Origin of the sequence: Arthrobacter sp. GAS37 (assembly GCF_044908325.1) — a bacterium.
GTDB lineage: Bacteria > Actinomycetota > Actinomycetes > Actinomycetales > Micrococcaceae > Arthrobacter > Arthrobacter ramosus.
On sequence record NZ_JBIYDB010000003.1, the window covers coordinates 192,085 to 205,335 of the forward strand.

At 62.1% G+C, this 13,251-nt stretch carries 13 protein-coding genes; 3 read left to right on the top strand and 10 right to left on the bottom strand.

Annotated elements, in window-relative coordinates; all coding sequences use genetic code 11:
• Nucleotides 1-77: 77 nt before the first annotated feature.
• The 10 genes from ABH924_RS04625 to ABH924_RS04670 all read right to left on the bottom strand — a co-directional run bounded on the left by ABH924_RS04625 (nt 78) and on the right by ABH924_RS04670 (nt 9,453).
• Complete coding sequence (locus ABH924_RS04625; RefSeq protein ID WP_404497250.1) at nt 78-899, bottom strand: MBL fold metallo-hydrolase; 822 nt, start codon at nt 897-899, stop codon at nt 78-80.
• 11 nt (nt 900-910) lie between these two features.
• A complete protein-coding gene (locus tag ABH924_RS04630; protein ID WP_404497252.1) occupies nt 911-1,636 on the bottom strand; it encodes a hypothetical protein in 726 nt (241 codons plus the stop codon).
• A 29-nt stretch (nt 1,637-1,665) separates the two neighbouring features.
• Complete coding sequence (locus ABH924_RS04635; protein ID WP_404497254.1) at nt 1,666-2,340, bottom strand: cysteine hydrolase family protein; 675 nt, start codon at nt 2,338-2,340, stop codon at nt 1,666-1,668.
• A gap of 105 nt (nt 2,341-2,445) precedes the next feature.
• Entirely contained in the window at nt 2,446-4,038 is a 1,593-nt protein-coding gene (locus ABH924_RS04640) for an ABC transporter substrate-binding protein (protein WP_404497256.1), read from the bottom strand.
• Between the two features lie 73 nt (nt 4,039-4,111).
• A complete protein-coding gene (locus ABH924_RS04645; RefSeq protein WP_404497258.1) occupies nt 4,112-4,927 on the bottom strand; it encodes an MBL fold metallo-hydrolase in 816 nt (271 codons plus the stop codon).
• Between the two features lie 10 nt (nt 4,928-4,937).
• On the bottom strand, nt 4,938-5,762 hold the full coding sequence (locus ABH924_RS04650; protein WP_404497260.1) for a hypothetical protein: 825 nt from the start codon (nt 5,760-5,762) through the stop codon (nt 4,938-4,940).
• A gap of 64 nt (nt 5,763-5,826) precedes the next feature.
• On the bottom strand, nt 5,827-6,888 hold the full coding sequence (locus ABH924_RS04655) for an ABC transporter permease (RefSeq protein WP_404497262.1): 1,062 nt from the start codon (nt 6,886-6,888) through the stop codon (nt 5,827-5,829).
• The gene (locus ABH924_RS04660; RefSeq protein WP_404497264.1) at nt 6,885-7,697 is read right to left on the bottom strand and encodes an ATP-binding cassette domain-containing protein; all 813 of its coding nucleotides are present in this window, start codon (nt 7,695-7,697) and stop codon (nt 6,885-6,887) included. The genes ABH924_RS04655 and ABH924_RS04660 overlap by 4 nt, the downstream gene beginning before the upstream one ends.
• Before the next feature lie 2 nt (nt 7,698-7,699).
• The gene (locus tag ABH924_RS04665) at nt 7,700-8,590 is read right to left on the bottom strand and encodes an ABC transporter ATP-binding protein (protein WP_404497266.1); all 891 of its coding nucleotides are present in this window, start codon (nt 8,588-8,590) and stop codon (nt 7,700-7,702) included.
• Nucleotides 8,587-9,453, bottom strand: coding sequence for an ABC transporter permease (locus ABH924_RS04670; RefSeq protein WP_404497268.1), 867 nt, complete (start codon nt 9,451-9,453; stop codon nt 8,587-8,589). Before ABH924_RS04670 ends, ABH924_RS04665 begins: the two co-directional genes overlap by 4 nt.
• Nucleotides 9,454-9,761: 308 nt before the next feature.
• On the opposite strand from ABH924_RS04670, the gene ABH924_RS04675 reads away from it, so the two are divergent.
• Genes ABH924_RS04675 through ABH924_RS04685 form a run of 3 tightly spaced genes read left to right on the top strand, consistent with a single transcriptional unit; the run spans nt 9,762 to nt 13,135 of the window.
• Complete coding sequence (locus ABH924_RS04675; RefSeq protein ID WP_404497269.1) at nt 9,762-10,739, top strand: branched-chain amino acid transaminase; 978 nt, start codon at nt 9,762-9,764, stop codon at nt 10,737-10,739.
• 32 nt (nt 10,740-10,771) lie between these two features.
• A complete protein-coding gene (locus ABH924_RS04680; RefSeq protein WP_404497271.1) occupies nt 10,772-11,677 on the top strand; it encodes an acetamidase/formamidase family protein in 906 nt (301 codons plus the stop codon).
• Nucleotides 11,678-11,710: 33 nt separating this feature from the next.
• Nucleotides 11,711-13,135, top strand: a complete 1,425-nt coding sequence (locus ABH924_RS04685) for a dihydroorotase family protein (protein ID WP_404497273.1) — start codon at nt 11,711-11,713, stop codon at nt 13,133-13,135.
• Nucleotides 13,136-13,251: the final 116 nt, after the last annotated feature.

Consider the following 13,251-nt stretch of genomic DNA (forward strand, 5'->3'; position numbering starts at 1 on the left):
ACTCACTCCTTGCCGTTCGTCGCTATCAATCGAAGCGTCGCATCTTTCATTATATTGAACTTAACTTCACTATACAATCAGCGGCCCTCCGCGTAGACCTTCCTGTGCGCGGCCAGTGACGTCCTGAGCATTCCGTCGACGTCGTCGATCACGTTGCCGTGGGCGGGACCGATCAGTTTCGTGGGAAGCGTGTCCAGTACTGCTTCAATGCCGTCGAAGGCCTCGCTGACGTCCACGAACTTCGTCCAGTAGAGAGCCCGGCCGGTGCCATACGCCGCTTGGTCCACGGTGGGAGGTTCCAGCATCTCGCCCGACAACAAGCGGCATTGGCCGGGAAGGTGGACCGGTTCGTCGTCGTCCTCTGCCGCTGCCCCGTCCGCCGCGGGAACATCGTGGATGAAGGAGAAGCCGTCCGAAACAAACATCATCCCGGCGCCGTCGTCGTGGCCCCATAGCGTGTTCTCCAGGTCCCGGATGAAGGCCGGGAGGAAGCGGAACTCCCGATCGCCGAGATCGATCCGGCTACCGGCCGCCTGGGTCCTGAACCTGGAGCGGTATTCGGGGAAATGCAGATGGTAATCACGGACGTCACCCACCACGAGCGCCCCGGGATACTTGTCCAGCAGGGCCGGCAGGTTCCCGGCGTGAGGGATTTCGGGATGGGTCGGGAAGACATAGTCCAGGGGACGTTCACCGAGAACCAATTCCAGCTGGGCGAGCAGGAGGGCACGGTGAGCCGGATCCCCTGTGTCCACCAAGAGCGTCGCTGTCGAGCCCACCACCAGATAGGAGGAGACGTGATAGTGGACTTCCTGTCCCTGGGCGTTGGCCGACAGGCAGCCACCCAGCCAGTAGGTTCCTTCGGCAAGCCACCGGAGTTCGACTGCATCGTGCTTCACTGGACTCTCATTCACTGGATACCCAATTCCTCGATTGCCCGCGCCAGCTCCCCTGCCTGCTCAAGGCACATGTCCCTGCCAATAAGGGGAGTTCCGTAGCCGGGCCCGACGGTACGGACATCGCGGTCCCGGAAGATGTCCCTAACGTTCCGGGCGATCGGAGTGGTATCGGCCCCGGTGAACCAGCGAAATTTCCGGAGTCCCTCACGGGTCTCCGGCTCGGCACTGCCGCCGTGCGTGAATGCATCCGAGGTCAGCAACCCGCCCGATTCCGGATCGAAAACCCAGAGCGTCGGCAGGAGCCGGAGGAGCGGTGAAACGAGTTCGACGACGACGCCGTCCAGCACTTCTACGCGCATCGATGTCCCCGGATCCACGGCGATCCGCTTGGATTCGGCCTTCGAACGAGGCACGGTAATTCCGCCCGTGTACCAGACCGAGCCAACCGTGAAGTGCTCCTCGATGGCCGGGATGTTGAGGCAACATTCCATTTCGGTCCGGGTCAGGACAATGGATAGCGGCTCTCCGGGTGACAGCAGCCGATCAAGCTGTTCGATGACGTCTTCCTGATGAAGGCGAAGCCCGGTGTCTACCAGGACTGAACCCGATGTCCCCTTGATCAAGTAGCAGTTCACCGCTTGCGCACGCCGTACGCCAGGCGGACACCAGCTCACGCGCTCATCCAGTTCGATGTCCTCGCCGAGCCGGTAGATCCGGCCGCTCAGCAAGCCGCTCATTTTCACCGCTTCCCTTGGATCCGGATGGTTCAGGAGGTGCTGGCTGTTTCCCAGACAGCAACAGCTTCATCCAGCGTGCAGACGTCGTGCCTGGCCCGCATGACGGTCAACGCGGCGTTGTGCACCACCGTGTCGTAGGCTCCCACCGCATCCTCGAGCAGCACGGCATAGAAGTCGTTGTGCACTGCGTCGCGCAGGGTTGCTTCCACGCAGCCACCGGTGGAAACGCCCACGAGCGCCACCGACTCAATCCCTTGGCTGCGGAGCAGCAAGGCGAGTTCCGTGGCGATGAAGGCGCTGGGGCGTCGCTTGGTGATCACGACTTCCCCGTCTTCGGGCATGCAGGGTTCGCAAAACTCCGTCGCGGGGTCGCCTTTGGCACTGAGCTTGCCGAGGTCAATGGGGCGACCGTTCGCTGCGGTATATAGGGCACGCAGCCAGGCCGCCGGCGAGCTTGCGCCGTCGGGAAGGTTCTCGACGCGAATGTGGAAAACCGGCACCCCATTGGCACGTGCCGCGGCGATGGCGCGACCGCACTTTTCGACGACGGACGGCATCATGCTCATGTCATGTCCGGAATCTCCTATTGCGCCACCGGACGAAACAGCCCCCACCTGCATGTCGATGACAACCAAGGCTGTGGTGGCGGGATCGAGCAGTTCCTGGAGGGTGTCGCGGACGGGTTTGCCGCAGATTTCAATCATGGTTTTCTTCCTTCAAGCTGATCCAGCGTCAAAGCGGATCCGGGGTCGGGTGAGTTCTGGCCGACGGTCGCCCGCCGGCCAGAACCATGTGCTTCACAGGGTTTGTTACTTGCCCAGACCGGCGAAATAGACCTGGTCGTTGGTGAGCGGCACGGCCCCCGTCAGGGTGTCCTGCTTGACGATCAGGTTCCGGACCTGCACCAGGGAGAGAATCGGGGCGCCCTGGTCCACCAATCCGGCCATCTTCTTGAGCAGGGCTGCCCTCTGGTCCGTGTTCGCGCTCGGGGTTGCGGCCAGCTGGGTCCGCGTGGCATCGAATTCAGGATTGGACCATCCGGTGCTGTTGCTCGGGGCTCCGGTGGAGTAGAACGCGTAGGTGTAGAACGCGGGGTCGGCGATGACGATCGGCTCGGAGTACAGGACGGCTTGGAAGCGGCCGTCGATGAGCGCTGAGGAGAAGTCGGTCGGGCTCGCCACGTTCAACAGCTGCACTGTGATTCCGACCTTCGCCAGCATGGATTGGATGAGGACGGCTGAACTCTTCGCGACGGGGCCCGGGCGGCTGACGCTGTAGCTGAGTGTCAGGGGGAACCCGTTCGCGTACTGGGTCTGCGCCAGCAGTTTCTTGGCTCCGTCAGGGTCGTATTTGTAGGTGGGCGAATCCTTCACCGTCGGAAAGATCGAGCCGGCCGGGTCCGCGAGGCCGGCGTAGGCGCCCTTGGCCAGGGCTGCTCGGTCGATCGCCATGGAAACCGCCTGGCGAACTTTCTCATCTGCCAAAGGACCGGTCTTCGTGTTGAACATCATGGTGTCGCGGGTCTGGCTCGTACACTTTAGGACACTGACCCCACTGACACCGGTCATGGAGCTGTATTGGTCATATTCGAAGCCGTTGGCAATCTGGGCCTCACCGGTCTTCACCAATTGGGTCCGGGTCGCGGTGTCGGGGGCGGCCTTGACCACAACCCGCTTTACCGAGCCTCGATCGCCTCCCCAGTTCGGGTCCGCCGTCACCGTCAGGGACGTGCCGGGAGTGAACTCCTCGAGCTTCCAACCGCTGTAGTCGGCCAGGTTCTTCGAGAGCCACTTGTTGGCCGTGGGGTCATCGGGCGTGACGTGAAGTTTCGCTTCCTTGCTGTCGTGGATGTAGAAGAGATTGTTCTGCAGTGACTCGAGCGTGTAGGACGTCATCCCCAGGGTGTTGAGTTCAACAGTGCGGTCATCGATCACGGTGACGAGGTTGTCCACGTTGAATCCGCTGCTCTTGAGCGTCCCCTTCATGACGGGCTGCCGCACCATGCCAATCGCCAGGCTCCATTTCACGTCCTCGGCCGAGAGGGTGTTTCCAAACTGGCTTGTCAGCTTCCGTAGCTTGACGATGACACCCTTGCCGTCCGGGGCGGCTACCGCACTCTCGGCGAGCCGACCGGTGACCGCGGTAGACGGCGTCGAGCATGATTGGTCATCGCTCGCGCCGGATTTGTACTCCAGCAACTGGGAACCGAGGCCGCTGAGCACCACGTGCGATGCACTGCCGCCCCACGGTGCGGGGGTGAGACTGTCCGGGAGGGCGCCGACTGCGATGACGACCGACTCCGGCTTGGCCACCGCTGCGGTGGGAGTGGCTCCCCCGCATCCGGTGAGCGAAACAGCTGCGGCGGCTGCAACCCAGCCGAGCAATAAACGCGAATTCTTCATAAGCCTGGTTCCAATTTCTGTACAGAGGGAAAGGACGTGTTACGAGTAGTGCGCTGCTGATGTGGGCAGTGGATTAGTAACGGTAGGCGTGCTTGTGGCCGGCCCGGATGATGGGCGCCACCTCCGGAATATTGGTGATCACGTTGCCGTGGGTGGGCGCTACGATCTTGACCCCAAGGTCGTCCATCAGTTTGCCGACCCGGTCGTAAACCCGGTCGGCGTCGTTGGCGAATCTGGCCCAGTACAACGCGCTGCCGGTGAAGAAGGCTGCGTTCTCGACCGCGATCGGCGCCGAGAGTTCATCCGTTGTCAGGCCACATTCGCCGGGGAGGTGCACCGGATCCTCGTCATCGAGTTCCGGGCGGTGCATGTAGCAAAAGCCGTCGGCCGTGAAAAGCACGCCCGACTTCGGCACGAAGCCCCATTGGGTATTTGGCAGGTCCCTGATCATCGCCTCGACGATCACGAATTCGTATCCGCCGCCGAGATCCACCTTGTCCCCGGGAACCCGGGCATGAAGGTTGGGCACGATCTGGGGGTAAAAGAGGTGGTAGTCCCGAATGTCACCGACAACCTTGATGTCGGGGTACTTCTCGACGAGGCGGGGAAGGTTTCCCGTGTGCGGAAGCTCCGGATGCGTCGGGAAGACGTAGCTCAGAGGCTTGTCCCCCAGCAACCCGTCAAGGGTTTCCGAAATGATGTTCCAGCTGGAGGGGTTGCCCGTATCAATGAGAATTGACGACTCGGTCCCTTGTACCAGATACGTGGAGGTGTGCCCGTGGATCACGCGGTCCTGGAGGTGGAACGGCAGGCACGAGCTCATCCAAGTGACGCCGTCGGCTACCTCACGCGGAAGGTCGCGGCTCATAGTCTCTACTAGCTCTTCCATGGGGATTCTCCTATGCCTTTTCCGGTGTCAGCGCGGCGAGCATGAAATCAAGGTGCCGGCGGACGAGCCCACGCCCGCGGATGACGCAGCCGCGGGAAGGGGCGATGGTCTCGGGGGCGAGAGTCTCGAACTTGTCCGAAAGCCATTCCCGAAGCGGTTCGCACGTGGCCCGCGGGATCCACTCGTATTTCGCGTAGAGGTGCTCAGCGACCTGCTTGGCGGTGGTGGCGTCCTGGGCGAGGGAGTCAATGATGCGTGAACCGTCCGGGCTCGTCATGGTGCCGTGGGTGAAGGTATCGGAGGTGAAGATGGTCCCGGTGTTCGCGTCCCAACCCCAGAAGGTCGGGAGGAGCCGCAGGAGCGGCGATTCGATGGTCAAGTGCCGGCCGGGCGCCACCTCGATCTCGGGAGTGCGGGCCATGGAATCCCCGCCCTCTCCCTTCTGGTCGATCTGCTGCCGACGGCCTCGGAGCGCGAGGCGGCTGAGGTCGTCGAAGGCATCGAAGGGGTTGATGGCGCCGCCGGTGAAGAGGCGCTCGATGTCGAATTTCCCGGCAATGGGTTCAAGGTTCGAAACGCAGTCCATCTCGCTCCGCGTGAAAAACATGGAGAGCCGGCCGTCGTCGTCAAGCAGCTCAACCAGATCATCGAGGATCTCCTGGCTGTGGACTGCGAGCCCGGTGTCGACCAACAGCCGGCCGGACCCCTCACTGAGGAGATAGCAATTCGACGGCTGGAAGCCGCTTGCTCCGGCCGGTACCCAGCTCACGCGGCCGTCGAGCGGAATGGTTCCACCGAGGGCGATAACTTTATCTTCATGAACTTTAGTGAACATATCTTCAATCTATTGAAGTCAGGAGATGTCTGTCAAGACTTCTCGGGAGGCGGCTGGGGGCTTCTTAGGAGATGGCTGCTGGCGTTGCGCCCGGGCGCGGCTGACGGCGTCCGGCCACGGCTTTGCTGCGTGTACGGGGGTCCAGAAGGGTTATCAAGGCGTCGAGAATGACATAGCCCAGCAAGCTCGTGGATCCCATGATGAGGACAAAGCCTTGAATGACGGGCACGTCGCCTTTGAGTACGCCGTCGAGCGACCAACCGCCCACTCCGGGCCAGGAAAAGACACTTTCCACGATGGCCGCTCCGCTGAGGGACGCGGCAAAAAGAAGTACCAAGTAGGTCATGAGCGACCCGCGAATGTCGCTGAGGGCATACCGGAAGACCTGTGCAGGACGCAGTCCGCAGGCCCTCGCAAACTCGATTTGGGGTGATTGGAGCACCTGCAGTAGTCCTGAGCGCACTGTCTTTCCGAACGGGGCAGCGAAGAACAATCCCATAGTGACAATAGGAAGGACGGCGCGGCCGAGGATTGAAGAAAACGTTCCCCACTGGCCGGCAATTATCGCGTCAAGAGGGATGGATCCCGTGACGTGCGGCGGAGTGATTTGCGCACTCGAGAGCATGCCGATCGGCGCGGGCGCGATGCGCAGTTGTTGATAGAAGACAAACAGCAACAAGAGGGCCAGCACGAATTCCGGCATGGCCATGAGGATGGATATCCAGAAGGTGAAGGCCTTGTCCGCAAAGCGCCGGTAGCGATAGGCCGCGAACGTTCCACTCGCCATGCCGATGATGAGGGCCAAGGCGAGTCCTGGCACCAAGTAGATCAAGGTATTGGGGAGCCGGGTCAGGATTTCGCCGGAAACCGAACTGCCTGTGAAGAGGGAATGGCCAAGGTCGCCACTCAGGGTCCTGGACATGTAACCGAGGTAGCGTTCCCAGAAAGGCAGGTCCAGGCCAAGTTCCGCGTGGATACGGGCGACGTCTGCCGGAGTTGCGTATTCACCCAGAAGGGCCACGGCCGGGTCGCCGGGAAGAAGGGAGACGAGGCCAAAACTGAGGGTGATGAGGCCACACAGCAGTAAGGCTGCAATCAGGAGCCTTGAAATGATGTAGCGGATCATGAAATCTGCCCCTGGGAATTCGTCGTGCCAACGACGGCGGAATAGGGAACCACCGGCAACGCGGCGGCAATGAGCGATTGGGTATAGGGGTGCTGCGGCGCCATCAAGACGTCCTGGGTGGGGCCAACTTCGACGATTTTGCCGCGATGCATGACAGCTACCGTGGAACAGAAATGCCGCACGGTTTCGATGTCATGGGAAATGAATACATAGGTGAGGCCTCGCGATGCCCTGAGCCGGGCGAGGGTACGCAGGATCGAGGCCCGGATGGTCAGGTCCAGCGAGGACGTTGGCTCGTCCAGGACCACCAGGCTGGGATTCGTGACCAGGGCGCGTGCGATGCCTACGCGCTGTTGTTGTCCCCCGCTCAGGTTCGCCGGACGCCGGTCCATGAAATCAGCCGAGAGGCCAACTTCTTCCAAGGTCGCCAAGACTCGCAACCGGCGCTCGGCACGGTTGCCCATCCGGGCGACGATGAGCGGCTCCTCGACGATCTGCCGGATCGTCAGGCGCGGGTTCAATGACGCGAAGGGTTCCTGGAAGACGATCTGCCAATGGCGCCGCTTGCGGCGGAGTTCGCCACGGCTGAGGGCCAACACGTCCTGCCCCTCGATGACGACGGATCCGGAATCCGGCTCGGTCAGCCTCAGGACCAAGCGGCCGAGCGTTGACTTGCCGGAACCACTTTCGCCGATGATGCCGAGTGTCTCGCCGGCTTCCACGGACAGGGTAATTCCATCGACGGCGCGCGCTTCTCCATGGGGAGTACGGAAGATCTTCGTGACATCCACGAGTTCAAGGAGCGGCATTCTCAAGACCTCCGGGCTTCGGACAATTGGACCTTGGAGGGGTCTGGCGTTTCCGGCTCCGCGATATCCGGTGCCTCAGCCTCCCCTGGGACGTATGGCGTCTCGTCTTCGGGGCGCACTACGGAGTTGAGCAGGGAGATCGTGTAAGGATGCTGCGGACGGACGAAAACGTCGTCAACGAGTCCCTGTTCCACGATATTTCCGCGGTACATGACAAGTACGCGGTTGCAGTATGCGGCCACCACCCCGAGGTCATGGGTCACAATCAGCATCGAGCGGCCGCTCTCGACCGTCAGGCGGCGAAGAGTATCGAGGACCTGGCGCTGGACGGTGAGGTCGAGCGCCGTCGTCGGCTCATCGGCGATCACCAACTGCGGGTTGAGGTAAAGCGCCATGGCGATGACGACGCGTTGGGCCATGCCGCCGCTGAGTTCGTGCGCGTAACCGCGCATCACGCGTTCCGGATCGCGGACTCCTGTCGATTCCAATAGCTGCAATGCACGGCTGCGCTCGGAGGCGTCAACCTTCACTCCGTGTGCCTTGGCGATATTGGCAAACTGCTTTTCGATGCGGGTCACCGGGTTCAGGGCGCTGAACGGATTCTGGGCAATGAATCCGATTTCCTTTCCCCTGATTTGGCGCATCTCCCGCTCGGGCAGGTCCAAGAGGCTGCGTCCGGCGAAGGTAACGTTGCCGGCTGACACTTTGCCCGGCGGCATCAACAACTTCGTGATGGAACGGACCACAGTCGATTTTCCCGATCCGGATTCACCGACGATCCCGACAATCTCGTTGTCCTGCACCTCAAAGGAAACGCCGTGCAATGCCCGGACCACACGGCGGGGAGTGTGGAACTCGGTTTCGAGTTCCCGGACTTGGAGATTCTTGTTCATCGGGCGTGCTCCACTCGTTCCATCTTGTTCTCAATGGCACCGGCAATGATGTTGAGCGAGCCGATGACCAGGAGGAGGGCCAGCGCGGGAAAGGCCACGGCCCACCACTGGCCCCGGATGAGCATGCTGACGCCGTCTTCGATCATCGCGCCCCAGCTTGGCTGCGGCGGTTTGACCCCGACGCCGAGGAAGTTCAAGGCGGCAATCGTGCTCAAGGCGCCGGCGGTGGTCAGCGTGGCCTGCACGAGGATCACACCGTAGGCGTTCCTGAAGATGTGGTTGAAGGCCACACGGATGGGCGAACATCCGATGGCTACCGCTGCTTCCACGTACCTCGACGAGCGGAGCGAAATCGCCGCTGCACGGGACAAGCGAACAAAGCGCGGAGCCGCAACCAGGGCGATGGCGAGGATGACATCGGTGGCTCCGCCGCCCATGAGCTGGATGGACACCACGGCAATCACGATGATGGGGAGCGCGGCGAAGGCGTCAACTACCCGCATGATCGCTTCGCCAGCCATTCCGGTAGTGGCGAACAGGCCCAGGGGAACGCCGATGACAAGGGCAATAGCCGTGGCCGCCAGCGAAATGGGAAGGTCGAGCCTCGCCGATTCAATCGTCCGGGAGAACACATCCATGCCGTTGCCGTCCGTGCCAAACCAATGAACGGAGTTGGGGGCCAGGGCCATGGATTCCACGTCCGGCTGCAGGGGGTTTTGGGGAAGGTGGAGAAAAATCGCCGCAAGCGGGAGTCCCACAATGATGCCGGCGGCGACGACGGCGAGGACCGCCCCTGATCGCTTGTACGCCCAGGCCCTCCCTTGCTTGGTCCAGCCCGACGCACGTCCGCCCAGGGATGTCATTGGAGTCCGGGACTCGACTGTCGTAGTTTCACTCAATTGGCACTCGATCCGGTTGACGGGTGTAGGTGAAAGCCTTCTTTTGACTGGCGCATCCGGGCTCCAGCCACTCGACATCCTGCCGAGAATTTGCATATCGAAGTTTCATCACTTTATTGAAGTCTTTCATCGAGTGTCAATGGTCACTGTTGACAGGACCATCAAGCATCTTCATTATGGTGACAATACCGGCAGTAAGATGAAGACGGATGTCGACCTTGGTGTGAAGCCGAGCCCCTGATCTGTTTTCCGAACACGATTTGGAGACAACAATGACCAATCTGAGTGAATCCGCAACTGTGACCGACACCAAAGCGCCCGCATTCGAGCCCAGTGTTCGCTACCTGCTCCGTGACGGCGAACTGGTGGAGTACGCAGATGCCAAGCTCCATGTCCTGAGCACCACGTTGAAGTACGGCGTCGGGGTATTCGAAGGGTTCCGCGCCTACTGGAGCGATGAGGACCAGCAGCTCTACGCCTTCCGGGTGGCCGACCACATGCGCCGGTTGATTGACTCGATGCGGGTGGTGGAAATCGACGGGCCCCGCGACATCGGCGTTTTGAGTGAACAATTGCTCGGCCTGGTGCGTGCGAACGAGCTGCGCGGGAACCTCCACATGCGCGCACAAGTATTCGTCGACTCGAGCGATGGCAAGCCGGAGGACACCGGTCCGGTCACCGTCTTCATGGCGGCCATCCCCATGGGCAACTATTTCGGGGCCAGCGGACTGGACGTGCAGATCAGCAGTTGGGCCCGCTTGTCCGACCGCTCTATGCCTCCCCGGGTCAAATCGATCGCCAATTACCAAAACGGGCGCCTTGCCATGTTGGAGGCTCGGCGCAACGGGTACGATGCGGCCCTGCTGTTGACCGAAGACGGTCATGTTGCCGAAGGTGCCGGCTACAACGTGTTCATGGTTCGCCAGGGCCGGCTGTGCACGCCTCCCGCAACGGACAGCATCCTGGAGGGGATAACCCGGGACAGCGTCCTGCATCTGGCACGAAACGTCCTCGGCGTCGACGTCGACATCCGGGCCATCGACCGCACGGAGCTCTACTCGGCTGACGAAATCTTCGTGTGCGGCAGCGCCGCCGAAATCAACCACGTCTCTTCCGTGGACCGCACGCCGATCGGCGAGGGGACGGCCGGCGAACTAACCCGCCAGCTTCAACAGGCGTACCGGCAGGCCGTCGTCGGACGAGTCGCCGCCGATCAAAAGTGGGCCTTCCCCGTCTACCCCACCGCATAGCTTCACCGCACCGCCTCAACGAAAGGGGCAGCATGCTGAACATGCTCCACGCAAGCCATGAATCGGCGTCGGGATCCTTCGACCGCGACGCCACCCCCGTGATTGAAGTAAGCCAGGGCGAGCAGTTCTCCCTCGGCGCCCGGAGCCTGCTGACCGGCGGCCTGTTCGAAAGCACCGGGGAGTACGAGAAGCTGTCGATCCCCGTGACCGGGCCGGTCGCGGTACGCGGCGTCAATCCAGGGGACACACTCCGCATAGACGTCCACGAGATCCGGATAGCGGACCGGGGCGCGATGGTCACCCTCCCCGGGCGCGGCGGTTTCACCGGTGGGCTGGGGCGATCCGGCCGGGTTGTCGACATTGTCGACGGGAGCGTCCGGTTCGACGACGACATCCGGATTCCCATCCGGCCGATGATCGGCAAAATCGGCGTGGCACCGGCCGACGGGAATCCCAATTCAAGCACGGTCGGAGTGCACGGCGGCAACATGGACTGCAAGGACGTGACCGCTGGTTCCGCCGTCATCTTGCCCGTGCAGAACGCGAACGCCTTGCTCTACGCCGGGGACCTCCATGCAGTACAGGGCGACGGCGAGTGCTCCCTCACCGCCGTCGAGGTCGAGGGCAGCGTTGTCCTCTCCTGCCACGTCCTTGCAGGGGTCAACGTCAAGCGGCCGGTGGTCTTGTCCGGCGGTTCCGTCATCACGATCGGCGACGGCGAGACCCTCGACGACGCCGCGCGGCTGGCGCTCGACGACATGCTCGAACTCCTGCAAGCGGACCGGAAGTGGACCCGTGAGAAGACGGCGATGCTCATGAGCGCAGCCGCGGATGTCTCTGTGTCCCAGCTCGTCAATGCCCGCGCCTCGGTAAAAGTCTCCCTCGCAGACCGCTACTTCACGTCCGCACCGTTTTCCCTCAACCCTCACCAACACTGAACCGCTACCAACTTTGAAAGGCGCGACTCCCTGATGCTTGATCTCGTTCTCACCAACGGCCTGGTCGTTACCCCGTCCGGCGCCAAAACCCTGGACATCGGCATTGCGGGGGGCAAGATTGTGTCCCTCCGCGAGACCGGCCTCGGACCCACGGAGGAGGCGACACGTACCGTCGATCTCCGCGGCCAATTGCTTGTCCCCGGCGGCGTGGACCCGCATGTCCACACCAACTCCGTTCTTCCGACGGCGGCCGAAAGCGGAATCAAGTGTTTTGGCCCTGATCGCGTGAGTGAGGGCGCCATCTACGGTGGCACCACCACCCTGGTGGACTTCGCGCATTGGCAACCCGGCGATGAGCTCTCGGAGTCCTTTGCCCGCAAATCGGCCGAGTGGGCCGGATCAAGCTACACCGACTACGCCTTGCACGGCACGTTCAAGGAACCGGAGATTCCGTTCGAAGTACTCGAACAGATTCCCGACGCCGTCGCAGCCGGCCATGGAAGCTACAAAGTCTGGATGACCAACACCACCCCGACGCGCCCCAAGCAGAAGACGGACCTCGGCAATATGTGGGGACTCATGCAACAAACAGCCCAGGCCGGGGCGATGCTGGCGGTGCACGCTGAGGACGACGACATCGTCATGTACGCCTACAAGCAATTGCAGCGCGAAGGCAGGATCGGGCTGGAGAACATGCACCATGCCCACAACAACCTCTCGGAAAAGTTGTCCTTCCAGCGAGTCATTACGCTCGCGGAGCACGTCGGTGCGCCCATCTACCTCATGCACGTGAGCGCCCGCGAAGGTGTGGATGCCATCCGCGAGGCACGCGGGCGCGGTCAAGCGGTCTACGGCGAGATCCTCCCCCACTACGCGTACTTCACCGCGGAAGACTACAAACAGAAGAACGGCGCGATTTACCACACCTACCCTTCGTTGAAATCGGAAACCGACCGCGACTCCATGTGGGAATCGCTGCTCGAAGGCTCACTCAGCACCCTGGCAACCGACGGCGTGTGCACCGACCTCGAGGTGAAGACCCGTGGCAAGACCATTCTTGACGCCACGGGCGGTCATGCCGGCGTCGAGATGCGCATGGCTGTCGCGTACACCGAAGGGGTGGCCAAGCGCGGTCTCGATCTCACCCGCTTTGTTGACATCACCTCCGCCAACGCGGCGAAGATCCTCGGGTTGTACCCGCAGAAGGGCGTGATCGCGGTGGGCAGCGACGCCGATTTGGCGGTCCTGGACACCACTGTGAAGCGGGCCATCCACGCTGAGGACCTGCATGAGGCCGACTACACCCCGTGGGACGGCTACGAGGTGGCCGCGTGGCCCAGCATGACGGTCCTGCGCGGGCAGGTCATGGTTGAAAACCGAGAACTGAAGGCAGAAGCCGGCGGCTCGCTGCTCAAGCAGCATGTCTCGAGCGACGTTCGTAACCGGCCAGCCTGCTGATGGACAGCGCGTGGTGCCACGCTTTCGGATCCTGTGAGCCAGACGGAATTGTCACAGTTCAGGCACAGCACAGGTATAGAGGGGCCAAAGTGTGGGGTTCGAGGATGGGTATAGCT